The organism is Streptomyces sp. RLA123 (assembly GCF_056270165.1).
Map to the genome: position 1 here is coordinate 6,602,862 of NZ_JBWDOR010000003.1, position 24,370 is coordinate 6,627,231.

Here is a 24,370-nt window from a genome sequence, read left to right on the forward strand (position 1 = left end):
CGGACTTACTTTCCTTCTCGTCCGCGATACCTCGGATGAATCGCCCCGCCCTGGGCAAGGAGAGAACACGGCCATGAAGCTCGCCCGTACGCGCTCCACCGCCGCGATTGCCGCGGCCGCTCTCGCGATGGCCGCCCTCGCCACCGCCTGCAACCGCGGCAGCGACAGTGCCGCCGGGGCAGGTGGGGACAAGCCGGCCATCGGCATCGACCTGCCGCGCTCCGACTCCGACTTCTGGAACTCCTACGCGCAGTACATCGAGAAGGGCATCAAGGACGACGGCCTGAACGCCCTGCCGCGCAGCAACTCCCAGAACGACGTCACCAAGCTCGTCGCCAACGTCCAGGTCTTCGAGAACACCGGTGCGAAGTCCGTCGTGATGGCCCCGCAGGACACCGGCGCGATCGCCTCCACGCTCGACACCCTGGCCGGCAAGAAGATCCCGGTCGTCAGCGTGGACACCCGTCCCGACAAGGGCGACGTCTACATGGTCGTCCGCGCCGACAACAAGGCGTACGGCACCAAGGCGTGCGAGTTCCTCGGCGAGCAGATGGGCGGCAAGGGCAAGGTCGCCGAGTTCCAGGGTGCCCTGGACTCCATCAACGGACGCGACCGCTCCGAGGCGTTCGCGGCCTGTATGAAGGAGAAGTTCCCCAAGATCCAGGTCTTCGAGCTGCCGACCGACTGGAAGGGTGACGTGGCGTCGGCCAAGCTCCAGAGCCTGCTCGCCCAGCACCCCGACCTCGGCGGCGTCTACATGCAGGCCGGCGGCGTCTTCCTGCAGCCCACCCTCGCCCTGCTGAAGCAGAAGGGTCTGCTCAAGCCTGCCGGGGAGAAGGGCCACATCTTCATCGTCTCCAACGACGGCATCCCGCAGGAGCTCGACGCGATCCGCAAGGGCGAGATCGACGCCACCGTCTCCCAGCCCGCCGACCTGTACGCCAAGTACGCGCTCTTCTACGCCAAGGCCGCCGCCGAGGGCAAGACCTTCCAGGCCGGCCCGACCGACCACGACTCCACCATCATCACCATCCCCAACGGCCTGGAGGACCAGCTCCCGGCGCCCCTGGTGACCAAGGACAACGTCGACGACAAGGGCCTGTGGGGCAACAACATCGGCTGATCCGCGGCCCGGGGCCGAACCCGGCCCGGCCGGGTCGTACCGCACCCGCACCCGCACGCCCGCACCGCACCGCACCCGCCCGCACCGCATCCGCAGAACGGAATCCACCATGGCGGACCCCGCCACCGCTCCGCCCCCCGTGGCCGAGGCGACCGGGATCGGCAAACGCTTCGGCGCCACCGTGGCGCTGCGCGACGCCCGCATCTCGGTCGCCGCCGGCGAGTCGCACGCACTCGTCGGCCGCAACGGCGCGGGCAAGTCCACCCTCGTCAACATCCTCACCGGCCTGCACCACCCCGACGCGGGGAGCCTGCGCTTCTCCGGCGAGCCGGCTCCCTCGTTCGGGGACACCGATGCCTGGCGCGCCCGCGTGGCGTGCGTCTACCAGCGCTCCACGGTCATCGGTGAACTGTCGGTGGCCGAGAACCTCTTCCTCAACCGGCAGAGCGCCACCGCCCTGCGGCCCATCCGCTGGAGGACCCTGCGGCGGCGGGCCACGGACCTGCTGGCCGAGTACGGGGTCGATATCGACCCCGCCGCACGGGCCCGCGACCTCACCGTCGAACAGCGGCAGTTCGTCGAGATCGCGCGCGCGCTCTCCTTCGGCGCGCGCTTCATCATCCTCGACGAGCCCACCGCACGCCTGGACGCCCGCGGCATCTCGCGTCTGTTCGACAAGCTCCGCGACCTGCAGCGCCAGGGCGTCGCCTTCCTGTTCATCTCCCACCATCTGCAAGAGGTCTACGATCTCTGCAGCACCGTCACCGTCTACCGGGACGCCCGCCACATCGTCACCGCGCCCGTGGCCGAGATCGACCACGACGCCCTGGTGGAGGCGATGACGGGGGAGTCCGCCGGGTCGGGGCAGCCGCGGGGGACGGCGGCCGCGGCCGCGGTGGCGGCGGAGGGGCCCGAACTTCTCTCCGTCTCCGGACTGACGCTCGACGGGGCGTACCGGGACGTCAGCCTCTCGGTGCGCGCAGGCGAGGTGGTGGGTCTCGCGGGAGCCACCGCCAGCGGCAATGTGCGGCTCGGCGAGACGATCGCGGGGCTGCACCGCGCCGACACCGGGCGGATCGCCGTCGCCGGGCGCCCGGTACGGGCCGGCGGGGTCCCCGACGCCCTCGCGGCGGGCGTGGGCCTGGTGCCCGAGGACCGGCACCACCAGGGACTGGTCGGCAACCGCAGCGTGGCCGAGAACGCCACCTTGACGGTCACCGACCAGCTCGGGCCGTTCGGCACCGTACTCCCCTCGCGCACAAGGGACTTCGCCGAGCGGATGATCGAGGACCTGGACATCAGGACGCCGGGCTTCGCCACTCCCGTCGCGGCACTGTCCGGCGGCAACCAGCAGAAGGTCGTGGTCGCCCGCGCCCTCGCCACCGACCCGCACGTCCTGGTGGCGGTCCGCCCGACCAACGGCGTGGACGTGCGGTCCAAGGAGTTCCTGCTCGGCAGGATCCGCCAGGTCGCCGGCGCGGGCCGGGCAGCACTGATCATCTCCGACGAACTGGACGACCTGAGGGCCTGCGACCGGATCGTGGCGATGTTCCACGGCCGGGTCGTCGCGGAGTTCGGCCGGGGCTGGCGGGACGAGGAACTGGTCGCCGCCATGGAGGGTGTGTCCCGCGCCCCGTCCGCCGGAGCGACCGACACCGCCGGTGTCCCCGGCCCCTCAGAGCAGGAAAGGTAGTCATGTCCGCCACCACCGACGTCACCGAACCCCAGGTGCCCGCCGCGAAGAACTCCGCGGCGGACGAGCCGCGCCGCGGGCCCGGCGGCCTCGCGCGCTTCCGTGAACTCTCCCTCGTGCCGGCCATCTTCGTGCTCGGGATCATCGGGTTCATCGTCTCGCCCGCCTTCCTGACCTCCGACAACCTGATCGGTGTGGCCCAGCAGTCCACCGAGCTGAGCCTGCTGGTGCTCGCCGAGGCGCTGATCCTCATCGCCGGGCGCATGGACCTGTCGCTGGAGTCCACCATCGGCGTCGCCCCGGTGATCGCCGTGTGGCTCGTCCTGCCCTCCTCCGGCGGCCGTTTCACCGGCCTGGAACTCCTTCCCGTGTGGACGGCGATCCCGCTGTGCCTGCTGGTCGGCGCGGTGATCGGCGCGGTGAACGGCTTCCTGATCCTCAAGCTGCGCCTGAACGGGTTCATCGTCACCCTGGGCGCCCTCACCATGCTGCGCGGTCTGCAGATCGCCATCTCCGAGGGGCGGTCCATCGTCGAACTGCCCGGCTCGTTCACCTATCTGGGTCACGCCTCCTGGCTCGGCGTGCCCGCCGCGATCTGGGTCTGCGCCGTGCTCTTCGCCGTCGGCGGTTGCGCGCTGGCCTGGCTGCGCCACGGCAGGGCGCTGTACGCGATCGGCGGCAACCCCGAGGCCGCCCGCACCGCGGGCATCCGCGTCGACCGGATCACCTGGGTCGTGCTGATCGTCGGCGGGGTGCTCGCGGCCTTCGCGGGCGTCCTGTACAGCGGGCACTACGGGTCGATCTCCGCCGACCAGGGCAGCGGCTGGATCTTCCAGGTCTTCGCCGCGACCGTCATCGGCGGCGTCAGCCTCAACGGCGGGCGCGGCACGCTGTTCGGGGCGCTGACCGGTGTGCTCACCCTGCAACTCGTCGTCAACGTCATGACGCTGGCGGGCGTGCCGCCGCTGTGGAACCAGTTCCTCAACGGCGCCATCATCATCGTCGCCCTGGTCATCTCCCGCTTCGCCTCCGGGGAGAAGCAGGAGTAACGCCGGCCGGCTCCCGGTCAGTAGTAGCCCTCGACCGGGACGCGGGCCTCGTCGTAGAGGGCCGGGCCCTCCTGCGGAACGCGCGGGAACCCGGCCTTCGCGGCGGGCGACTTCAGGCCCGTGAGCTGCTCGCCGGACAGGGCGTACACCACCCGGCCGAGGCCGGACCGCTCCAGGGCACCCGCGCACATGCCGCAGGGCTGGCAGCTGGTGTACATCGTCGTGGCGGCCGCGGTTGCCGGGTCCAGTTCCCGCGCCGCCCACCGGGCCAGTTTCAGTTCGGGATGGGCCGTGATGTCGTCGTCGGTGACGCTGCTGTTGCGCTCCTCCGCGAGCACCGTGCCGTCCGGGCCGGCCAGCAGCGATCCGAAGGGCGGATTGCCCGACGCGCGGGCCTCGGCGGCCAGTGCGACGGCCCTGAGCAGCAGGCGTGTGGTCTCGTCGTCCATCGTCACTCCTTCTCCTTCTCCGTGTCCGTGTCCGTGTCCTTGTCGGTCTCCGTGCGCCGGGCGGCCACCGCCGCGAGCGCGTGCCATGCGCGCTGCGGGTGCAGCGTCTCGCGGGGGTCGCCGCCGAAGGGGTCGAGGACGACCGACTCGGCGCCCATCAGGCGCAGTTCCCGAAGGTCGTCCATGACCTGGTCGAGGGTGCCCTCACCGGCCCGGCGGCCGGGCGCGGTGACCGGGGCGTCGGTGAGCCGCAGGAGGATCCGGGGGGTGAACGCCGGTACGGGCCAGTCCGCCTCCCGCGCCGCCGACGCGAGCCTGCCGAGTGCCTCGCGCAGCCAGGGCATGGTGGCGCGCAGCGGATGCCAGGCGTCGCCCAGCCGGACCGCCCTGCGGATGCCCGCGTCGCTGTTGCCGCCGACCCACAGCGGGACCGGCCCGCCGGCGTAGTCGGCTCCGTCCCGCCAGGCCGCCCGGATCACCCCCAGATACTCGTCCGTCAGCCGGCCGCGCCGCTCGAAGGGAACGCCGAGCGCCTCGAACTCCTGCCGCGCCCAGCCGACGCCCACTCCCAGTACCAGCCGCCCGCCGCTCAGCGCGTTGAGGTTGGCGGCCATCCGGGCCACGGCCAGCGGGTGCCGGTACGGGACGATCAGCACCGTGGTCCCGAGGCTCACCCCTTCGGTGACCCCGGCCAGCCACGAGAGCGCGGTGAACGGCTCGTAGAACGGAGCCGGGTACTGCTCGGCCACATCGGGTGTCACCGCGAGGTGGTCGGAGACCATCAGCAGGTCGAAGCCGAGCCCCTCCACCGTTCGCGCCCAGTCGCGCAGCACACCGGGATCGGTACCCGGCCCAAAATTCGGGACGTTCACACCAAAGCGCATGACGGTCAGGCTATCCAGCGCAGGCGGCCGTCCGTAAGGCATTCTCCACGGTCTGAAGGCCAAGTCGCCGTGGATCCAACGGTATTCTGCGCCCATGGCCGAGACTCTTGACGCGACCGACTGGGCGATCCTGAATGAGTTGCAGCGCGACGGACGAGTCCCCTTCACCGAACTCGCGCGCCGGGTCAGCCTCAGCGCCTCGGCGACGACCGAGCGGGTCCGCCGGCTGGAGGCGCTGGGCGTGGTCACGGGCTACCGGGCCGAGGTCGACCTGGACAGGGCGGGGTTCCCGGTGCTCGCCGTCGTCCGGCTGAAGTACCCCGGCAGCCGGCACGAGCCGATGCACCGGCTGCTCGGCGAACGGCGGGAGATCCTGGAGTGCCTGCGGACCACGGGCGACGACTGCTACGTGCTCAAGGTCGCCGCCACGTCCATGGCCCATCTGGAGAAGGTCATGGACGAACTGGCCGGCTTCGGCAGCACGACCACCAGCGTGGTCTACCGGCAGACCCTCCCGTACCGGGGGCCGGGCGGCCCGGCCCCCGAGGCGGAGTGACAGGGCCGGGACCAAGGCGCCGGACCGGACCGGACCGGCTGCCGGGGACACCGTCGCGCAGTGGCCTGTGGCCGGTGGCCGGTGGCCGGTGATCGGTGAGCCGTGAGCCGTGGGCGCCTCGCCGGCAGGGCGAACATCGTCGCCGTCGACCGCGGCCACCGGTCGAGCCCGGTCAGCGGTCCGCGCCCTTTGTGGCGGGCGTGCCGGGTCGAGCCGGTGTGACAGCGCCCGACCGCGGCCCGGCGGGATGCCGGGCGGCGGCCGGGCGTGCGCTGCGCGCGGTCAGCGGGCGGCGATGGCCGGGTCGCTGGTGCTCGTGTAGCCGCTCTCCACGTGCGCGGCCAGCCGGCGCACGAAGGTGCCGTCGTGGTCAGCGGTGACGGTCAGGTCGTACCAGCCCTGGCTGCGCTTGGTCTCCGCGGAGTGCACGACGCGGGCACCGGGACGCAGCGTGTAGCCGGCCGCCTTCTCCTTGCCGTAGCCGTCCGCCACCGTGAACTGCACCGTGCTGGGGCCGTCGTTGGTCAGGACCAGCCGTGCGATGCCGAGGTCTCCGTCGTGGCGGGCGCTGACCTCCGGGCCCGCGCCGGTGACCCGGCCGGCGAAGCGGCGCAGGAAGCCGTTGGGGCCGTGGACGGTGAAGTCGTAGCCGCCCTGCGCGTCCTCGGCGACGCTCCAGGAGTCGGACAGCGAGCGCCCCGACTCGACGGTGTACGTCCACGGTCCGGTGGTGTGCGACGCCGACGTCACCAGGAAGCCGGCCCCCGCGGTGCCGTGCGAGGCGAAGTCGATCCGCAGTGTTCCGGTGGCGGTGCTGACCCGGCCGTCGGCCGACAGGTCGTACGGCAGGGCCCGCGCCGCGCGCATGCCGCCCTCCTGGCGGGGCAGCGCACCCTTGACCGGCGGGGTCGGCACGTAGTCGGGGTGGCGGTCGTTGTCCGGCGGGAGGTAGCCGCTGGTGTCGGGCAGTTCCGCCGCGTCGGTGTCGGTGTGGCGGAAGTCGAACGCGGAGGTCAGGTCGCCGCACACCGCGCGCCGCCAGGGGGAGATATTGGGCTCGGTCACCCCGAAGCGGCGCTCCATCAGCTGGAGGATCGAGGTGTGGTCGAAGGTCTGCGAGCAGACGTAGCCGCCCTTGCTCCACGGCGACACCACGAACATGGGCACGCGCTGACCGAGCCCGTACGGGCCCGCCGGGCGCGAGCCGGAGCCCTTGTACAGGTCGCCGGAGACGTCCACGGTGGACTTGCCCTGCGCGGCGGAAGCCGCCGGGAAGGGCGGCACGACGTGGTCGAAGAAGCCGTCGTTCTCGTCGTAGGTGATCAGCAGCGCCGTCCTGCTCCACACCTCCGGGTCGGAGGTCAGGGCGTCCAGGACCTGCGCGATGTACCAGGCGCCGTAGTTGACGGGCCAGTTGGGGTGCTCGGTGAACGCCTCGGGCGCCACGATCCAGGAGACCTGGGGGAGCTTCCCGGCGGTGACATCGGCGCGCAGGGTGTCGAAGAAGCCCTCGCCGTTCTTGGCGTCGGTGCCGGTGCGGGCCTTGTCGTACAGCGGGTCGCCGGGCTTGGCGTTGCGGTACTGGTCGAAGTACAGCAACGAGTTGTCGCCGTAGTTGCCGCGGTAGGCGTCCTCGATCCAACCCCAGCCGCCGGCCGCGTCGAGGCCGTCGCCGACGTCCTGGTAGATCTTCCACGACACGCCCGCCTGCTCCAGGCGTTCCGGGTACGTCGTCCAGGCGTAGCCCGCCTCCTCGTTGCCGAGGACCGGGCCGCCGCCCTTGCCGTCGTTGCCCGTGTAACCCGTCCACATGTAGTAGCGGTTCGGGTCGGTCGAGCCGATGAACGAGCAGTGGTACGCGTCGCAGATCGTGAAGGCCTCGGCGAGCGCGAAGTGGAACGGGATGTCCTTGCGGGTCAGGTGCGCCATGGTGGTGGCGGACTTGGCGGGCACCCACTTGTCGTACTTGCCCTGGTTGACGGCGGCGTGGCCGTCGTTCCAGCTGTGCGGCAGGTCCTGGAGGAACGCCAGCCCGAGGTCGTCGTGGTCCGGCCGGAACGGCAGCACGTCCTTCGTGCCGTCGGACTGGTACCACACCGGCTTGCCGTTGGGCTGCGTCACGGGGTGGGGGTCGCCGAAGCCGCGGACACCGCGCAGCGTGCCGAAGTAGTGGTCGAAGGAGCGGTTCTCCTGCATCAGGACGACGATGTGCTCGACGTCCTGGAGCGAACGCGTCCTGCGGTTCGCCGGGATCTCCGCCGCTCGGGCGATGCTGGTGGAAAGCACCGACAAGGCGGCGGTCCCGCCCGCCAGTTGCATGAAGCGTCTGCGGTCGATGGCGTTCATGTAAGGCCTGTCTCCCGGGATGTCCGCGGCCGTAACAGGGGTGGCCAGTGTCACCAGGCCCACGCGAACTCCTGTTGGCGGAGAGGAGAAGCACCCGCGAAGCCTGTGCCAACCCGCTGCCTGCCGGACACCGTTGTCCCCGCCCAAAGGGCAAGGCCGTGAAGTTACGTCTTTGAGAGCGCTGACAAGTGTGCCCTGATCTGTGGTTACTCGGGATGTGAGAAGCGGAGCCCCGGTAGAACTGGCAGTCGACCAAGACAGCCGTTCACAGGACCGGAGGCTCCGCTGTCCGATCAGTGTGTCATCACGCGTGAAATCACGGTAGCCAAGGGCCTGTTCGCGCCCGGACACCTCGGAGAACTCACCCAGATCGTCCCGTTCGAGATGGTCGACGAGGCCTTGGAGGAGACCGGCGCCGTCCAGCAACGACTGCGGAAGATCCCCGCCCGGGTGGTGGTCTATCTGTTGCTGGCCGCAGCCCTGTTCGAGGACTGCGGGTATCTGGCTGTTTGGCGCAAGCTCACCGCCGCGCTGGAGGCGATACCGGTCGCGAAGGTCACAGGCACGGCGCTCTGGGACGCCAGGACCCGTCTGGGGGTCCGTCCGATGCGGGCCCTGTTCGACCTGCTGCGGGGGCCGGCCACGGCGATTCGCACCGACGGTGCCCGCTTCAAGGGCCTGCTGACCGTCGCGATCGACGGAACCTACCTCGACGTCCCCGACAGCCCGTTGCACCGGGCCCGCCTGGACAAGACCACGAATCAGTACGCGACCTCCGGCTACCCGCAGATCTGCCTGGCCACGCTCGTGGCGTGTGGAACCCGCGCGGTCCTGGACGCCGCCTTCGGCCCCCGCTCCAGCGGCGAGACCGTCCACGGCAAACGGCTGATGCGCTCCCTCCACGCCGGAATGATCGTCCTGCTCGACCGAGGCTTCTCGGGAAACACGTTCCTGGCCGCCGTTGCCGCCACAGAGGCCGCTTTCCTCGCCCGCGTCACGGCAGCCCGCAAGCCGCCGGTCCTCGACCACTTCGACGACGGCTCCTACCTCTCCCGCTTCGGCAGCACCGAGGTCCGCATCATCGAGTGCGAGATCACCATCACCACCAGCCAGGGTCGCCAAACCGGTCTCTACCGACTGGCCACCAACCTCCTCGACCACCACCGCTACCCAGCATCCAGCCTGGTCAGCCTCTACCACGAGCGGTGGGAGATCGAGTCCGCCTATTTCGCAATCAAGAAATCGATGCTCAGCCGCAGGGTCCTGCGCTCCAGGACCTGGGCCGGCATCGCCCAGGAGGTCTACGCCCTGCTCAGCGCCTACCAGATCCTGCGAATCGCGATCGCCGACGCCACCGAGGCCACGCCCGGCGTCGATCCGGACCGGGCCAGCTTCAGCATCGCTCTTCAAACGGCCCGCGACCAGGTCATCCAGGCCGCGGGCATCATCGCAGACACCACGATCGACCTCGTCGGGGCGATCGGCCGGGCTGTCCTGGACCACCTCATGCCCGCCCGCCGCCTCCGCATCAGCCCCCGCGCCGTGAAACGCCCCCTGTCCCGATACGCATACAAAAGCCTCCGCGTCGACCGACGCACCTACAAAGCAACCCTCAGCATCAACATCTTGACGCCAACGATCAGCCCCTAACTTCACGGCCTTGGCCCAAAGGGTGTACGAGAAGGCGCAGTTGAACGTCGCACCGCCGCCCGCCCGGAGCCGCTCCCGGCCCCGGCGTCCTGGAGCCGTCCGGCGTCCCGTGGATCCCCGTGGACCGGGCGTCGTCGCAGGTCAGCGACGGACACCCCGCCGGGCGCCGGGACGTCCGCCCCGCCGGGAGCGCACGGGATACTGCCCCCATGAACCGTCTCGACCGCTGGGAGCAGCAGACCAGGGCGCCGCTGCTCGCTCTGGCGATGGTGTTCGGCGCGGCTTACGCGTTGCCGATCCTGGTGCCGGACGCCGATCCGGCGCTCATCACCACCGCCCACTGGACCGAGCGCAGCGTGTGGGCGCTCTTCGCGGGCGACTACGCGGTCCGGCTGGGGCTGAGCGAGCGGCGGTGGGAGTTCATCAAGCGCCAGCCGCTGAGCCTGGCCGTGGTCGTGCTGCCACTGCTCCAGCCGCTGCGCCTGCTGCGGCTGGTCTCCGCGCTGTTCCTGGTCGGCCAGCGGGTGCGACTGGCGGCGCAGGTACGGCTGACGACCTATGTGGTGGGCGCGGTGCTGGGGCTGCTCGGGTTCGGTTCGGTCGCCGTCCTGGAGGCCGAGCGGCACTCGCCGCACGGGAACATCCGCACGATCGGCGACGCGCTGTGGTGGTCGTTCACGACGATGACGACCGTGGGCTACGGCGACCACGCCCCCACCACCGGCGTCGGCCGGCTCATCGCCGTCGGCCTGATGCTGTCCGGGATCGCCCTGCTCGGTGTGGTCACCGCCAACATCGCGGCCTGGTTCCTGGCCCGTTTCCAGGAGGACGAGGAGGAGGGCCGGATCCTCCAGGAGCTGACCGAGGAACTGCTGCGGGAGGTCAGGGAACTGCGGCGCGAGGTCGCCGTGCTCGGCGGGACGGCCGTCGCCCCGCCCGGGCGGGCCCGTGAACCGGACCGTGAACCCCGCGAGCCGGCCCGCGGACAGGGCACCGGATAGGGCATCGGAGTGGAACCGATCAAGACGGCCCGGAATGGGCTAGGTCACAGGCGTTGCCCCTGCTGCTCACCTGCTAACGCCCACTAACCTTCGAGCATGACGGTCCTGCCTGACGACGGGCTTTCTCTGGCCGCCGAATTCCCGGATGCGAGCCGTGCGCAATGGCAGTCCCTCGTGGAGGGCGTGCTGCGCAAGGCGGGCAAGGACGTCTCGGGAGAGGCGGTGGAGGACGCGCTGTCCACCATCCTCGAAGACGGGCTCACCACGCGCCCGCTGTACACCGCGCCCGACGCGCCCGGAGCCTTCGGCGACGCGGTCGGACTCCCCGGCTTCGCCCCCTTCACCCGGGGCGCCGCGCCCGCGGGGGCCGTGGCCGGCGGCTGGGACGTGCGGCAGCGCCATACGCGGCCCGACGCGGTCCGCACGAACGAGGCGGTGCTCGCCGACCTGGAGAACGGGGTCACCTCCCTCTGGCTCGCCGTCGGCGACGCATCCGGCGTTCCGGCCGCCGCGCTCGGCACCGCGCTCCAGGGGGTCTTCCTCGACCTCGCGCCCGTGGTGCTCGACGCCGGCCCGGACACCGAGGCGGCGGCGGACGCGCTGTTCGCGCTGTACGAGGAGCGCGGTGTGCCCCGCGAGGCCGCCCGCGGCAACCTCGGCGCCGACCCGCTGGGCCATGTCGCCCGCACCGGGGACCCCGGAGCCCTCGACACGCACACCGCCGCGGCCGCGCGGCTCGCCCGGCGCGCCCACGAGGAGTACCCGGGGCTGCGTGCGCTGACCGTGGACGCCCTGCCGTACCACGAGGCCGGCGGTTCGGCGGCCCAGGAACTCGGCGCCTCCCTCGCCACCGGCGTGGCCTACCTGCGCGCGCTCACCGAGGCCGGGCTGCCGGTCGACGCGGCCTGCGGTCAGCTGGAGTTCCGCTACGCCGCCACCGCCGACCAGTTCCTGACGATCGCCAAGCTGCGCGCCGCCCGCCGCCTGTGGTCGCGTGTCGCCGAGGTGTGCGGGGCGACCGCGACCGTCGCGGCGCAGCGCCAGCACGCCGTCACCTCGCCGGTGATGATGAGCCGTCGCGACCCTTGGGTGAACATGCTCCGCACCACCGTCGCGACGCTCGCCGCCGGTGTCGGCGGCGCGGACTCGGTCACGGTGCTGCCCTTCGACCACGCGCTCGGCCTGCCCGACGCCTTCGCCCGGCGTATCGCCCGCAACACCTCGACCATCCTGATGGAGGAGTCCCACCTGTCCCGGGTCGTCGATCCGGCCGGCGGCTCCTGGTACGTGGAGCGGCTCACCGCGGAACTCGCCGAGGCCGCCTGGTCGTGGTTCCAGGAACTGGAGCGCGCGGGTGGTCAGGCCGCGGCGCTGGCCTCCGGCATGGTCGGCGAGCGACTGGCCGCCACCTGGCAGGTGCGGGCCACGGCGCTGGCCAGGCGCCGCGAGCCCATCACGGGCGTCAGCGAGTTCCCGCTGCTCTCCGAGACACCGGTCGAGCGCGACCCGGCCCCCGGCGCCCCCTCCGGCGGCCTGCCGAGGGTCCGCCGCGACGAGGCGTACGAGGCGCTGCGCGCCCGCTCGGACGCACATCTGGCCGCCACCGGCGCCCGCCCGAAGGTGTTCCTCGCCGCACTCGGCCCCGCCGCCGCGCACACCGGCCGGGTCACCTTCGCCGCCAACCTCTTCCAGGCCGGGGGCATCGAACCCGTCCACGACCCGGCGCCCGCCGGCTGCAGCGACGCCGGCTCCGTCGCCGGGGCCTTCGCCCGCAGCGGCGCCCAGGCGGCGTGCCTGTGCTCCAGTGACGCGCTGTACGAGGAGCAGGCCGCCGCCGCGGCCGCCGCCCTCAAGGCCGCGGGCGCGAGCACGGTTTTCCTGGCCGGACGCCCGGGCCCGCAGGAGCAGGCCTTCACCCAGGCCGGCGTCGACGCGTTCGTCTTCGCGGGCGGCGACGCGGTCGCCGTCCTGACCTCGGTTCTCGACCGGATGGGAGTGGCGTGATGCGGATCCCGGACTTCTCCGAGATCGAGCTGGGACCGGGCACCGGCGGCGGTGCCACCGAGGACCGGTGGCGCGCGGCGGTCAAGGAGACCACCGGCCGCGCCGTCGAGGACCTGCTGTGGGAGACGCCCGAGGGCATCGGCGTCAAGCCGCTGTACACCGGCCGCGACCTGGAGGGCCTGGACTTCCTGGGTACCTACCCGGGCATCGCGCCGTACCTGCGCGGCCCGTACCCCACGATGTACGTCAACCAGCCCTGGACGATCCGCCAGTATGCGGGTTTCTCCACCGCCGAGGAGTCCAACGCGTTCTACCGGCGCAACCTCGCCGCGGGACAGAAGGGCCTGTCGGTCGCCTTCGACCTGCCGACCCACCGCGGCTACGACAGCGACCACCCACGCGTCACGGGCGACGTCGGCATGGCGGGCGTCGCCATCGACTCCATCTACGACATGCGGCAGCTCTTCGACGGCATCCCGCTGGACCGGATGACCGTCTCGATGACCATGAACGGCGCCGTCCTGCCGGTGCTCGCGCTCTACATCGTCGCCGCGGAGGAGCAGGGCGTACCGCCCGAGAAGCTGGCCGGGACCATTCAGAACGACATCCTCAAGGAGTTCATGGTCCGCAACACCTACATCTATCCGCCGAAGCCCTCGATGCGGATCATCTCCGACATCTTCGCGTACACCTCGCAGAAGATGCCGCGCTACAACTCGATCTCCATCTCCGGCTACCACATCCAGGAGGCCGGGGCCACGGCCGACCTGGAGCTGGCCTACACCCTCGCCGACGGCGTGGAGTACCTGCGGGCCGGTCTCGGCACGGGCCTGGACGTGGACGCCTTCGCGCCGCGCCTGTCGTTCTTCTGGGCGATCGGCATGAACTTCTTCATGGAGGTCGCCAAGCTGCGCGCGGCCCGCCTGCTGTGGGCCAAGCTGGTCAAGCAGTTCGAGCCCCGGAGCGTCAAATCGCTGTCCCTGCGCACCCATTCGCAGACCTCCGGCTGGTCGCTCACCGCGCAGGACGTCTTCAACAACGTCACGCGCACGTGCGTGGAGGCCATGGCCGCCACCCAGGGCCACACCCAGTCGCTGCACACCAACGCCCTCGACGAGGCGCTGGCGCTGCCCACCGACTTCTCCGCGCGCATCGCCCGCAACACCCAGCTCCTGCTCCAGCAGGAAGCGGGCACCAACCGGGCCATCGACCCGTGGGGCGGGTCGGCGTACGTGGAGAAGCTGACGTACGACCTGGCGCGCCGCGCCTGGCAGCACATCCAGGAGGTCGAGGCCGCGGGCGGCATGGCCCAGGCCATCGACGCGGGCATCCCCAAGATGCGCGTCGAGGAGGCCGCGGCCCGCACTCAGGCCCGCATCGACTCCGGCCGCCAGCCGGTGATCGGCGTCAACAAGTACCGGGTGGACAGCGACGAGAAGATCGAGGTCCTCAAGGTCGACAACTCCTCCGTGCGCACCCAGCAGATCGCCAAGCTGCGCCGGCTGCGCGAGGAGCGCGACGAGACCGCCTGCCAGGACGCGCTGAGCGCGCTGACCGCCGCCGCCGGCGGCAGCGGCAACCTGCTGGAGCTCGCGGTGAACGCCGCCCGCGCCAAGGCGACCGTCGGCGAGATCTCCGACGCCCTGGAGAAGGTGTACGGCCGGCACGCCGGGCAGATCCGTACGATCTCCGGTGTGTACCGCAACGAGGCAGGGGAGTCGCCGTCCGTGGACCGCACCCGCGCGCTGGTCGGCCGCTTCGAGGAGGCCGAGGGCCGCCGCCCGCGCATCCTCGTCGCCAAGATGGGCCAGGACGGCCACGACCGCGGCCAGAAGGTGATCGCCACCGCGTTCGCCGACCTGGGCTTCACCGTGGACGTCGGCCCGCTCTTCCAGACCCCGGCGGAGGTGGCCCGGCAGGCGGTGGAGGCCGATGTGCACATCGTCGGCGTCTCCTCGCTCGCGGCCGGACACCTCACCCTGGTTCCCGCGTTGCGCGAGGAACTGGCCGCCGAGGGGCGCGAGGACATCATGATCGTGGTCGGCGGTGTCATTCCGCCGCAGGACGTGCCCGAACTGCTGGAGGCCGGCGCGGCCGCCGTCTTCCCGCCCGGCACGGTCATCCCCGACTCCGCACACGACCTGGTCACGCGGCTCGCCGCCGCGCTCGGCCACGAACTGTGAGCCCATGCCCCAGCCAATCGATCCGGACGTCTACGTCAAAGGTGTCCTGGACGGCTCCCGGGCCTGGATCGCGCGCGCCATCACCTTGGTGGAGTCGACGCGGCCGGACCACCGGGAGCTCGCCCAGCGACTTCTGACCGAGCTGCTGCCGCACGCGGGCAAGGCCCGCAGGATCGGCATCAGCGGAGTCCCCGGGGTGGGCAAGTCCACCTTCATCGACGCCTTCGGCACGCTGCTCACCGGTCTCGGCCACCGGGTCGCGGTGCTCGCCGTCGACCCGTCGTCCACGCTGACCGGCGGCTCCATCCTCGGCGACAAGACCCGGATGGAACGGCTGTCGGTGGACCCCGCGGCCTTCGTGCGGCCGTCGCCGTCGGCCGGGACGCTCGGCGGCGTCGCCAAGGCGACCCGTGAGTCGATGGTCGTGGTGGAGGCCGCCGGCTACGACGCGGTCCTCGTCGAGACCGTCGGCGTCGGCCAGTCCGAGACCGCGGTCTCCGGCATGGTCGACTCCTTCCTGCTGCTCACACTGGCCCGCACGGGCGACCAGCTCCAGGGCATCAAGAAGGGCGTCCTGGAGCTCGCCGACGTCATCGCCGTCAACAAGGCCGACGGCCCGCACGAGCGCGACGCGCGAGCCGCCGCCCGCGAACTGTCCGGCGCCCTGCGGCTGATGCAGTCCGTCGATGCCGCCTGGACCCCCCCGGTACTCACCTGCAGCGCCCGCGAGGACACCGGCCTCGACGTGGTCTGGGAACGGCTCGAGCAGCACCGGGCGCTCCTCGACTCCGACGGCCGGCTGGAGGCCAAGCGCCGTGACCAGCAGATGGAGTGGGCCTGGAGCATGGTCCGCGACGAACTGCTCGGCCGGCTGCGGGACCACCCCGGAGTCCGCCGCCTGGCGCCCGAGATCGAACGCCAGGTCCGCGACGGCACGTTGACGGCCACCTCGGCGGCCGGACGCATCCTCGACGCCTTCTCCGGCTGACGCACGGCCCCGGGGTCAGGCCGCCTTCGCCTGGCTCCGGGGCACCGCGCAGCGCCCCGTCGCCCACAGCGCGCCCGGCATGTTGCAGTCCGGGCCGACGCGATGCCGGTCGATCCAGGCGAACAGCCGCCGGGCCTCCGCCATGTGCGGATCGCACGCGAACGACCCGTGTCCTGGCCGCCATTGGACATGCCACACGGCCGGGCCGCCGCAGGGCCGCGTGGCCCCTGTCTCCAGGCGCCCGCACGGAGTCGTTCCGTCGATGGGGATCGGGGTCAGTCGTGGGGTGATCGGATGCTCTGCCACGGGGCTCGGCTCCCTTGTCGCAGGATGCAACGACACATGCGTACCTCTGCGGGTACGGGCGTATTCGCGCCCTCCACAGGGGTGTGCCCGCTCAAGGGTGCCCCCGACGCGCGTTCGGAGGTCAGGAGTTGGTAACCGCCGGGCCCGCCGGGCCCGCCGGGCCCGCCGGGCCCGGCGGGCCCGGTGCTACCGCCGGGCGCGGCGGCGTTCGCGGGAGGCCCGCAGGTTCACGGTGTTGCCGCAGGTGCGGGCGTTGTGCCAGACGGCGCTGCTGTTGCGCGAGTGGTCGTAGAAGGCGACGGCGCAGCGGTCGTAACCGCAGATCTTCAGACGGTGCCATGTGCCGAGCGTCTGGGAGATGAGGCATTCCGCCAGCACCGCGCTGGTGACGCGGCGGGCGCCGTCGCCCTGGGGCTCCACGGTGACGGTGGAATCCGCGGCCAGCCGGAGCGTCACCGGTTCCGCGGCCAGCAGGGTGTCTCCCGCCGCGCCGGGCGATCCGCTGCCGCCGCGGACGGCCAGCGCCTGCCGCAGCCGCGTGCGCAGCCGCTTGAGCTCGTCCAGGTCGCGGTCGATCAGTGCCACGCGGCCACGCCCGCGGCCCGGGGCCGCCGCCCACTCGTCCATGACGCCGTCGAGCCAGCCTTGCGCCGAGGCCACGGTGTCCAGCAGGTCCGGCTGCCGGGGCCGGCCGGCGGGCGAGGTGTTCAGCAGTTCCTGCACCAGGACGAGCCCGCCCGGTGCCGACTGCACCTCGAAGCGCTCACTCGCCGACCACGACATGTCACCACCGTACCCGTTCTTCCCCTGTGTGACAGAAGTGAGTGAACTACGCCCCTGGCAGTCGCGGCGGCCTCAGGCCAGATGGTCGCGGAACCAGGCCCTGGCGGCGCCGCTCGCCTCCGCGAACCGGGTGACGTAAGGATCGAAGTGGCCGCCGGAGATCGTCACGAGCTTCTTCGGCTCCAGGGCCCGCTCGTAGGCGGCGAGCGCCAGATCGGTCACGGTGACGGTGTCGCTCAGCGCGACCACCATCAGCAGCGGCGTCGGCGAGACGCGGGGGACCCACGCCCCGGGTTCGTACATGCGTGAGGCGCGTCCCGAGCGGACGGTCGCCTCATTGGTCCAGATCCCCTCGGGCAGGGGCTGGAGGTAGAAGTCGATCGCTTCCTGCGTGCGGTACGAGGCGGGAACGGCGGGGTCGTCGCTCACGATCGCCGTCCGCCGGGGCGGCTCCCCGCGGAACCGCGCGCGTTCGTCCTCGGTGAACGAGTCCTCGAGTGCGGTGACCGCCTCCGGGGCAACGCGGCGCAGTCCCTGCTCGTAGCCGCTGATGGTCGGTACCTGGGACACGACGCAGCGCAGCCGGCGGTCGGTCGCCCCCAGGACGATGGCGTGCCCGCCGGCGTAGCTGGTGCCCCACAGGCCGATGCGCAGCGGATCGACCTCGGGCAGGCTTTCGAGGAACGAGATCGCGCGCCGCCAGTCGGCGATCTGGCGCCAGGGGTCGATGTCATGACGGGGCTCGCCTTCGCTCGCGCCGAAGCCGCGGTGGTCGTGCAGGAGGACGGCGAAACCGTCGTCCGCGAAGGCCCGGGCGAACGGTTCGAGGCCGTGGCCCCTGGTGCCCGCGTAGCCGTGCGCCATCGTGATGGCCGGGTGGGGGCCGGGCCCGTCGGGCACGAACAGCCATCCGCGCAGCAGCACGCCGCCCTCGGCCTCGAACTCGACATCCTGGCGTTCCAGCATTCGAAGAACCTCCTTTTGTGCGTTCCGGGTGTTCCGGTTCGTGGAAGCGGGGCCAGAGGGGGAACGCCGTCCGCGGAGATCGATGCGGATCAGGAGCAGCGGAGTCGATGATCACCGTGGCCTCCCTGGGACGCCTTGGTGTTCGCTCTCCCGTGGTCCGAAAAACCTGCCGTTGACATGAGCGTAAATTCATCGACTACGTCAGGCAAGGGGGAATCGCCCTCTTTGGGTGCGCTCCGCGTCACTCCCGCTGTCGGCCTCAGCCCGCGTAGGCCGTCGGGGGAACCCCCACGGTCGCCGTGAAGTCCCGGACCAGATGGGCCTGGTCGCTGTAGCCGAGTTCGGCCGCCAGCCCCGCCCAGTCGACGGCTTCCGCGGACTCGGCGCGCTCCAGGGCCTCGTGGATGCGGTAGCGGAGGATGACCCACTTGGGACTGACGCCGACGTAGGCGGCGAACAGGCGTTGCAGCGAGCGCATCGACAGCCCCTCGGCGCGCGCGAACTCGGCCACGCGCAGGATGCCGCGGTCGCGCCGGATCCGCTCGGCGAGCGCCATCGCCAGGCCGGCCTGGGGATCGGGAGCGGGAGCGAGCGACAGCAGGAAGGCGTCCAGGGCGGCGACCCGGTCGTCCTCCTCGTCCGGTCCGAGCACGGCGCCCGGCGTACCGGCGAGACCGGGCAGCGCCTCGTCCAGCGGGACCCGGCGTCCGGTCCAGTGGGAAACTGCCGCCGCGGGTGCGAAGGGCCGGAACCCGCCCGGGCGGAACTGCGCGCCGCACACCCGGCCGGCCCCCTCCAGCTTCTGCGTGAACAGCTCGAGTCCGACGCCGGCGACCTCTCCGAGGTCCGGCGTGCCGGCGAAGCGCTGGAAGACGACGTTGACGCACGGGTGCGGCACGACGTGCGAGGCGTACGGCTCGGTCAGGTCCCAGTCGATCAGCCAGTAGTGCTCCAGGTACGGCCGCAGCGCCGGCGCGGGGGCCCGCCGCCGGAACCGCACGCGTGCGAAGAGTCCCGGGGCGCCGACGATGCCCCGGGTGTCGCGCCGCGGTGTGTCCTGACCGGCCATGAGGGCGATGGTACGGCGGCAGGGTGTCGCATATCTTCAGGCAGTGCGCCCGCGGCCCGCCGGGGCCTCGCGTCATGACGGACACGATCGGTGAACTGCCGGGAGCCGTCCGCGACCGGGCCCTGCCCGTGGTGACAGAAGTGCCGGACGACCGGCCGGCGGCGCCGACGCCGTGCGCGGAGTGCGACGTGCGACGTGCGGGAGCTGCTGAACCACCTCTTCCACGCCCGACCGCCTCGCCGCCCTCGCCGCCCTCGGCGACGGATGGCGCGACCGCTTCGCGGAGGACACCGCGCCGCTGGCGGAGGCGTGGGCCGTGCCCGGCGCCGGCGAGGGCGTGGCCGGCTCGATGAACCTCCCGGCGCGCACCCTCGGCGGCATGGTGCTGCTCGACCTCACCGTCCTCGCCTGGGATCTGGCACGCTCCACGGACCGCGCGTTCGCGCCCGGGGAGTACGCGGTGCGGGTGCCGGCGGCCCTGGTCGACGAGATGGGTCCGACGGCGCGCCATGAAGGTCTTCGGCGAGCCGGTGCCCTTGCCGCCGGGGACTTCCCGCATCGGAAGGCTGCTCGCCGCGACGGGCCGCGACCCGCGATGGACCCCGCCTCGGCCCGCCTGCACCCCGAACCGCGTGCCGGCGGGCGCGCGTCCGCCTCAGCGCGGGCTGCGGGGAAGCACCAGGGCCGAGTCCGTGTGGAGCGTGATGCGCACCGGTACGGGACGGACGGCCTCGAGCGAGGACGCGCCGACGCCGGGATGGCGGGCGAACCGCGGGTGGGCACCCCCGCTGATCTGCCAGCGGACGCGGTGGCCGGCCGCGAAGCGGTGGGCCGCGCGGCTCATCGGCACGGTGACCTCCGACGGCTTCCCGCCCTCGGTCGTGAGCCGGGCCAGTCCGTCGCAGACGTTGGTGGAACGCCCCTGCGGGTCCACGTCGCACAGTCGCGTGAAGATGTCGGCGTGCCCGGTGTCCGTGGAGACGCTCAGCCGCGCGTACACCGGGCCGACGATGTCCATGGCCTCGGCCAGCGGCGGCCCGGTGAACGTCAGGACGTCCTCCCGGGCCTCCAGCGCGCCGTTGTCGCGAGGTCCGGCGGCGCCGGACAGCAAAGGGCCCCCGACGGACGGGGTGGGGTCGGCCGGGTCGTACCGGAACGACGCCAACGGCACGGCGTCGGAGGGCGCCTCCAGCGCGAGAGACCCGTCGGGGGAGGGGAACCACGACGTCGCGTCGGCCGGCGGCGGCCAGTCCTCGAGGTCCCGCCACGCGTCCTCGCCACCGACGTGCACGCGCACCGAGGCGGCCCGCAGGCCGGAGTCGTCGTCGCCCAGGTGCGCGCGAAGCCACGCGAGGCTCTCCGCGAACACCTCCGGCCATCCTTGCCGGAGCGCGGAGGCATGGGTCCACGGGCCGACGAGCAGGGCGGTCTCGCATCCGGCTCGGCGCAGCCGTTCGTACTGCTCGAAGGTCTGGTCGGCGAGCACGTCGTGCCAGCCGGTGATGAGGCACGTGGGGACGCGCAGTCGCTCCGCGGCCCCCGCGGCGGAGGCGCCGTGCCAGAACGGGTCGTCGGCGTCGGGGTGCGTCATCACGCCGTCCAGCCAGGGCACTTCGTCCCCGAGGGCGGAGAGGTACGCCTCGCGCAGCGGCCACCCGGTGGTGACCCGGTCCAGCCGTCGCCGAAGACGCAGCGTCGCCCTCAGGAACGGGACCACCCCGCGGTGCTGGTGCGTCATGCCGACGCCGACGGCGAGGGCGTTCTCCAGCAGGGGCGTGCCGCCCGCGTGGAACAGGGCGTGGGGGTCGTGCAGACCGACCTGCACCACCATGGCGCGGAGCTCGGGCGGTGGGTCCAGCGCGAGCGCCCACTGCACATAGCCCAGGTAGCTGGGGCCCACGGTGCCCAGGGTTCCGGTGAACCAGGGCTGCTCGCGGAGCCAGGCCACGGTGGCCAGGCCGTCGGCGGCCTCGTTGCGCCACAGATCGAACTCGCCGCCTGAGCCGCCGGTGCCGCGGCAGCTCTGCACGATCACATGGAAGCCCTGCTCGGCGAAGAGCATGCCGTACATGGGCGACCAGGGCAGGCCCCTGCCGTACGGCGAACGCACGAGCAGGGTGGGGAAGTCGCCCTCCGCGAGCGGGAACCAGTGGTCGCTGATCAGCGGACTGCCCTCGGCGGCCGGCACCACCAGCCCCGGTTCCCAGCCGGCGCGGTGCCTTCGGGCCGGAAGGCCGCGCCATGTGGCCCTCAGCAGCCGGGCGGACAGCGGCGGCCTCCCGGCGGGCGCGGTCCGGGCCGACCGCGGTGCGGCGTCGCGTGTCGCAGATGTCATCGAGGTCCCCTCCTCTATTCTCGTACGACGTACGAGAATAGAGGTGCTTGAATGGCTCCCGCAAGACGGCGGCGCGGCGGGCAGGGGAGGTGGGCACGGGTGATCCCTGACGGGTCCGGCGCCTCGGGGGTCGACCCCGCGGAACTGTGGCTGGGTCACGACCGGCCCCGCAGAGGGCGCAAGCCCGCGTTCAGCCGTGCGGCGATCACGGCGGCCGCCGTCGAACTGGCGGATGCCGAGGGCCTGGACGCGGTCACCATGCGCCGGGTGGCCGCGAAGGTGGGCGCCGGCGTCATGTCGCTCTACAGCTACGCCCCCGACAAGGAGACGCTGCTGGAGCTGATGGTGGACCACGTCAGCGGCGAACTCCCGTTGGACGCCCCCTTGACCGGCGACTGGCGTGCGGACGTGAAGGCCATGGCCCGGCTTCAGCGCGCTCTCATGCTCCGGCACCCGTGGCTGCCCTCCGCCCTGTCCTCCCGCCGGACGCCCGGTCCCCGCGCGCTGGCCTTCGTGGAACGGGCGCTGGCTGCCCTCCGGCCCGCCCGGCTGGACGGCGCGGCGAGGCTCGAAGTCTTCGCCCAGGTCACGGCGTTCGTCGCCGGGCATGTCGCCTTCGAGATCACGCAGAGCGCGGCCGCGCGGTCGTCCGCGCGGGCCGCGGCCGAGGCCCGCTACCTCGCGGCCGTCGCCGCGGACGGCCGGCATCCCGAGCTCGCCGAGGCCCTTGCCGCGCCGGGGCGCCCGCTCACCGCCGATGCGACGTTCACACGGTTCCTGAACCGCCTGATCGACGGCCTCGACGCCGGCTGATCCGTACCGGCCCCCGCGCACGATCCCGCGCGACGGGCGTGGGCGCCCGCTCTTATGCAACTAGTTGCACAAGTGTCTCCGGGCGGTCTACAAAGGACTGACGACAAGCCGCCGCACCGACGCCCGAGGAGACCCCGATGAGTCGCTACCCGCACCTGCTGCGCCCGCTCGATCTGGGATTCCTCACGCTCCCCAACCGTGTCCTCATGGGCTCGATGCACGTGGGACTGGAGGAGGCCGAGCGCGGCTTCGAGCGCATGGCCGCCTTCTACGCCGAGCGGGCCCGGGGCGGCGTCGGGCTGATCGTCACCGGGGGCATCGCCCCCAACGACCGCGGGCGCCCCTACCCGGGCGGCGCCCGGATGACCACCGAGGAGGAGGCCGGGCAGCACGCCGTCGTCACTCGGGCCGTGCACCACGAGGGCGGCCGCATCGCGATGCAGATCCTGCACTTCGGCCGGTACGCGTACCACCCCGAACTGGTAGCCCCGAGTGCGCTCCAGGCGCCGATCAGCCTCTACGTCCCGCACGCCCTCACCGGCGACGAGGTCGAGGAGACGATCGAGGACTTCGTACGGGCCGCCGAACTCGCCCGCACCGCCGGCTACGACGGCGTCGAGATCATGGGGTCCGAGGGCTACCTGATCAACGAGTTCGTCGCGCCCGCCACCAACCACCGCGAGGACCGCTGGGGCGGGTCGTTCGAGAACCGCACCCGTTTCCCGCTGGAGATCGTCCGCCGCACCCGCGAACGGCTCGGCACGGACTTCGTGATCATCTACCGCCTGTCGATGCTCGACCTGGTCCCCGGAGGTTCGTCCCTGGAGGAGGTTGTCGCCCTCGCCAAGGAGATCGAGGCGGCCGGCGCCACGATCATCAACACCGGCATCGGCTGGCACGAGGCCCGCATCCCCACCATCGCCACCTCCGTGCCGCGCGGCGCGTACACCTGGGTGACGAAGCGGCTCATGGGCGCGGTCTCGGTACCTCTGGTGACCGGCAACCGTGTCAACACCCCCGACGTCGCCGAGCGGTTGCTCGCCGACGGGCACGCCGACATGGTCTCCCTGGCCCGCCCGATGCTGGCCGACCCCGAGTTCGTCGCCAAGGCGGAACAGGGCCGCGCCGAGGCCATCAACACCTGTATCGGCTGCAATCAGGCCTGCCTCGACCACACCTTCAGCGGCCGGCTGACCTCCTGCCTGGTCAACCCGCGAGCCTGCCACGAGACCGAACTCGTCCTCATGCCCACCCGGTTGCGCAAGCGCGTCGCCGTCGTCGGCGCCGGTCCCGCCGGACTGGCCTGCGCGGTCACCGCGGCGGAACGCGGCCACGCCGTCACGCTCTTCGACGCCGCCGACCGGATCGGCGGGCAGCTCAACATGGCCCGCAAGGTCCCCGGCAAGGAGGAGTTCGACGAGACGCTGCGCTACTTCCGCACCCGGCTGACCGAGGAGGGCGTGGAGCTGCGGCTGAACACCTTTGTCACGCCCGAGGCGCTGGCCGCGCAGGACCCCGGCTTCGACGAGGTCGTCCTCGCCACCGGCGTCGCGCCGCGCACGCCGGAGATCGACGGCGTCGACCACCCCAGCGTGCTCAGCTACCTCGACGTCCTGCGCGACGACGCCCCGGTGGGCGAGCGGGTCGCGATCGTCGGCGCGGGCGGGATCGGCTTCGACGTGGCCGAGTTCCTCACCGACGGCGGCGCGGGCGCGAGCCGTGACCCGGAGACGTACTTCCGGCAATGGGGAGTCGACACCGGCTACGCGAACCGGGGCGGGCTGCGGACCCCCGAGCGGCCGGCGCCGCCGCGTACCGTGCACCTGCTGCAGCGCAAGGCCACCAAGGTCGGTGCGGGCCTGGGCAAGACCACCGGGTGGATCCACCGCACCGAGCTCAAGCACCGGGGCGTCACCATGGTCGCGGGCGCCGCGTACGACCGGATCGACGACGCCGGGCTGCACGTCACCGTCGACGGCGAGAGCCGCACGCTCCCGGTCGACACCGTGGTCCTGTGCGCCGGGCAGGAACCGCGCCGCGACCTGTACGACGCCCTGTGCGCTGCCGGGTACGAGGTCCACCTCATCGGGGGCGCCGACGTGGCCGCCGAACTCGACGCCAAGCGGGCCGTCCGCCAGGGCACCGAACTGGCCGCGGCGCTGTGACCGCGCC

19 protein-coding genes are annotated in these 24,370 nt (G+C 72.2%); 11 read left to right on the forward strand and 8 right to left on the reverse strand.

Annotated elements, in window-relative coordinates; translation table 11 throughout:
• Positions 1-73 precede the first annotated feature (73 nt).
• The 3 genes from RV983_RS30230 to RV983_RS30240 all read left to right on the forward strand — a co-directional run bounded on the left by RV983_RS30230 (position 74) and on the right by RV983_RS30240 (position 3,865).
• The gene (locus tag RV983_RS30230) at positions 74-1,123 is read left to right on the forward strand and encodes a sugar ABC transporter substrate-binding protein (protein WP_475988870.1); all 1,050 of its coding nucleotides are present in this window, start codon (positions 74-76) and stop codon (positions 1,121-1,123) included.
• A gap of 109 nt (positions 1,124-1,232) precedes the next feature.
• Positions 1,233-2,816: a sugar ABC transporter ATP-binding protein gene (locus tag RV983_RS30235; RefSeq protein WP_475988871.1), complete on the forward strand. Its 1,584-nt coding sequence runs from the start codon at positions 1,233-1,235 to the stop codon at positions 2,814-2,816.
• Positions 2,817-2,818: 2 nt separating this feature from the next.
• Entirely contained in the window at positions 2,819-3,865 is a 1,047-nt protein-coding gene (locus RV983_RS30240; RefSeq protein ID WP_475988872.1) for an ABC transporter permease, read from the forward strand.
• A 17-nt stretch (positions 3,866-3,882) separates the two neighbouring features.
• Here the strand turns inward: RV983_RS30240 and RV983_RS30245 are convergent, their stop codons facing one another.
• Positions 3,883-4,314: a nucleoside deaminase gene (locus tag RV983_RS30245; protein WP_475988873.1), complete on the reverse strand. Its 432-nt coding sequence runs from the start codon at positions 4,312-4,314 to the stop codon at positions 3,883-3,885.
• 2 nt (positions 4,315-4,316) lie between these two features.
• Complete coding sequence (locus RV983_RS30250) at positions 4,317-5,198, reverse strand: TIGR03619 family F420-dependent LLM class oxidoreductase (RefSeq protein WP_475988874.1); 882 nt, start codon at positions 5,196-5,198, stop codon at positions 4,317-4,319.
• Positions 5,199-5,292: 94 nt separating this feature from the next.
• Here RV983_RS30250 and RV983_RS30255 point away from each other — a divergent pair, with 94 nt between their 5' ends.
• On the forward strand, positions 5,293-5,754 hold the full coding sequence (locus RV983_RS30255; RefSeq protein WP_475988875.1) for an Lrp/AsnC family transcriptional regulator: 462 nt from the start codon (positions 5,293-5,295) through the stop codon (positions 5,752-5,754).
• A gap of 282 nt (positions 5,755-6,036) precedes the next feature.
• Here RV983_RS30255 and RV983_RS30260 read toward each other — a convergent pair whose 3' ends face one another.
• Complete coding sequence (locus tag RV983_RS30260) at positions 6,037-8,100, reverse strand: phosphocholine-specific phospholipase C (RefSeq protein WP_475988876.1); 2,064 nt, start codon at positions 8,098-8,100, stop codon at positions 6,037-6,039.
• 333 nt (positions 8,101-8,433) lie between these two features.
• Between RV983_RS30260 and RV983_RS30265 the strand changes: the two genes are divergently transcribed.
• The 5 genes from RV983_RS30265 (at position 8,434) to meaB (ending at position 15,926) form a co-directional block, all read left to right on the forward strand.
• Complete coding sequence (locus RV983_RS30265) at positions 8,434-9,750, forward strand: IS4 family transposase (protein WP_475990214.1); 1,317 nt, start codon at positions 8,434-8,436, stop codon at positions 9,748-9,750.
• Between the two features lie 209 nt (positions 9,751-9,959).
• Entirely contained in the window at positions 9,960-10,751 is a 792-nt protein-coding gene (locus tag RV983_RS30270) for a potassium channel family protein (protein WP_475988877.1), read from the forward strand.
• 96 nt (positions 10,752-10,847) lie between these two features.
• Complete coding sequence (locus RV983_RS30275; protein ID WP_475988878.1) at positions 10,848-12,755, forward strand: methylmalonyl-CoA mutase family protein; 1,908 nt, start codon at positions 10,848-10,850, stop codon at positions 12,753-12,755.
• Positions 12,755-14,938: a methylmalonyl-CoA mutase gene (gene scpA, locus RV983_RS30280; RefSeq protein WP_475988879.1), complete on the forward strand. Its 2,184-nt coding sequence runs from the start codon at positions 12,755-12,757 to the stop codon at positions 14,936-14,938. Before RV983_RS30275 ends, scpA begins: the two co-directional genes overlap by 1 nt.
• Positions 14,939-14,942: 4 nt before the next feature.
• On the forward strand, positions 14,943-15,926 hold the full coding sequence (gene meaB, locus RV983_RS30285) for a methylmalonyl Co-A mutase-associated GTPase MeaB (RefSeq protein WP_475988880.1): 984 nt from the start codon (positions 14,943-14,945) through the stop codon (positions 15,924-15,926).
• A 15-nt stretch (positions 15,927-15,941) separates the two neighbouring features.
• On the opposite strand, the gene RV983_RS30290 is transcribed toward meaB, so the two are convergent.
• The 5 genes from RV983_RS30290 to RV983_RS30310 form a co-directional block, all read right to left on the reverse strand.
• On the reverse strand, positions 15,942-16,070 hold the full coding sequence (locus tag RV983_RS30290) for a hypothetical protein (RefSeq protein ID WP_475988881.1): 129 nt from the start codon (positions 16,068-16,070) through the stop codon (positions 15,942-15,944).
• Positions 16,071-16,418: 348 nt separating this feature from the next.
• Positions 16,419-17,015 carry a CGNR zinc finger domain-containing protein gene (locus tag RV983_RS30295; RefSeq protein WP_475988882.1) on the reverse strand — a complete coding sequence of 199 codons (597 nt, stop codon included), beginning with the start codon at positions 17,013-17,015 and terminating at the stop codon, positions 16,419-16,421.
• Between the two features lie 72 nt (positions 17,016-17,087).
• A complete protein-coding gene (locus RV983_RS30300; RefSeq protein WP_475990507.1) occupies positions 17,088-18,080 on the reverse strand; it encodes an alpha/beta hydrolase in 993 nt (330 codons plus the stop codon).
• Between the two features lie 160 nt (positions 18,081-18,240).
• Positions 18,241-19,050, reverse strand: a complete 810-nt coding sequence (locus RV983_RS30305; RefSeq protein WP_475988883.1) for a DUF6597 domain-containing transcriptional factor — start codon at positions 19,048-19,050, stop codon at positions 18,241-18,243.
• 655 nt (positions 19,051-19,705) lie between these two features.
• Entirely contained in the window at positions 19,706-21,385 is a 1,680-nt protein-coding gene (locus RV983_RS30310) for a CocE/NonD family hydrolase (RefSeq protein WP_475988884.1), read from the reverse strand.
• Positions 21,386-21,436: 51 nt separating this feature from the next.
• Between RV983_RS30310 and RV983_RS30315 the strand changes: the two genes are divergently transcribed.
• On the forward strand, positions 21,437-22,198 hold the full coding sequence (locus RV983_RS30315; protein WP_475988885.1) for a TetR/AcrR family transcriptional regulator: 762 nt from the start codon (positions 21,437-21,439) through the stop codon (positions 22,196-22,198).
• 137 nt (positions 22,199-22,335) lie between these two features.
• Positions 22,336-24,363, forward strand: a complete 2,028-nt coding sequence (locus RV983_RS30320) for an FAD-dependent oxidoreductase (RefSeq protein WP_475988886.1) — start codon at positions 22,336-22,338, stop codon at positions 24,361-24,363.
• The last annotated feature ends 7 nt before the right edge of the window (positions 24,364-24,370 follow it).

Coding starts and splice junctions, on each gene's coding strand:
- RV983_RS30230 (WP_475988870.1), top strand. CDS start 74: ATGAAGCTCGCCCGTACGCGCTCCACCGCCGCGATTGCCGCGGCCGCT.
- RV983_RS30235 (WP_475988871.1), top strand. CDS start 1,233: ATGGCGGACCCCGCCACCGCTCCGCCCCCCGTGGCCGAGGCGACCGGG.
- RV983_RS30240 (WP_475988872.1), top strand. CDS start 2,819: ATGTCCGCCACCACCGACGTCACCGAACCCCAGGTGCCCGCCGCGAAG.
- RV983_RS30245 (WP_475988873.1), bottom strand. CDS start 4,314: ATGGACGACGAGACCACACGCCTGCTGCTCAGGGCCGTCGCACTGGCC.
- RV983_RS30250 (WP_475988874.1), bottom strand. CDS start 5,198: ATGCGCTTTGGTGTGAACGTCCCGAATTTTGGGCCGGGTACCGATCCC.
- RV983_RS30255 (WP_475988875.1), top strand. CDS start 5,293: ATGGCCGAGACTCTTGACGCGACCGACTGGGCGATCCTGAATGAGTTG.
- RV983_RS30260 (WP_475988876.1), bottom strand. CDS start 8,100: ATGAACGCCATCGACCGCAGACGCTTCATGCAACTGGCGGGCGGGACC.
- RV983_RS30270 (WP_475988877.1), top strand. CDS start 9,960: ATGAACCGTCTCGACCGCTGGGAGCAGCAGACCAGGGCGCCGCTGCTC.
- RV983_RS30275 (WP_475988878.1), top strand. CDS start 10,848: ATGACGGTCCTGCCTGACGACGGGCTTTCTCTGGCCGCCGAATTCCCG.
- scpA (WP_475988879.1), top strand. CDS start 12,755: ATGCGGATCCCGGACTTCTCCGAGATCGAGCTGGGACCGGGCACCGGC.
- meaB (WP_475988880.1), top strand. CDS start 14,943: ATGCCCCAGCCAATCGATCCGGACGTCTACGTCAAAGGTGTCCTGGAC.
- RV983_RS30290 (WP_475988881.1), bottom strand. CDS start 16,070: ATGGCGGAGGCCCGGCGGCTGTTCGCCTGGATCGACCGGCATCGCGTC.
- RV983_RS30295 (WP_475988882.1), bottom strand. CDS start 17,015: ATGTCGTGGTCGGCGAGTGAGCGCTTCGAGGTGCAGTCGGCACCGGGC.
- RV983_RS30305 (WP_475988883.1), bottom strand. CDS start 19,050: ATGGCCGGTCAGGACACACCGCGGCGCGACACCCGGGGCATCGTCGGC.
- RV983_RS30310 (WP_475988884.1), bottom strand. CDS start 21,385: ATGACATCTGCGACACGCGACGCCGCACCGCGGTCGGCCCGGACCGCG.
- RV983_RS30315 (WP_475988885.1), top strand. CDS start 21,437: ATGGCTCCCGCAAGACGGCGGCGCGGCGGGCAGGGGAGGTGGGCACGG.
- RV983_RS30320 (WP_475988886.1), top strand. CDS start 22,336: ATGAGTCGCTACCCGCACCTGCTGCGCCCGCTCGATCTGGGATTCCTC.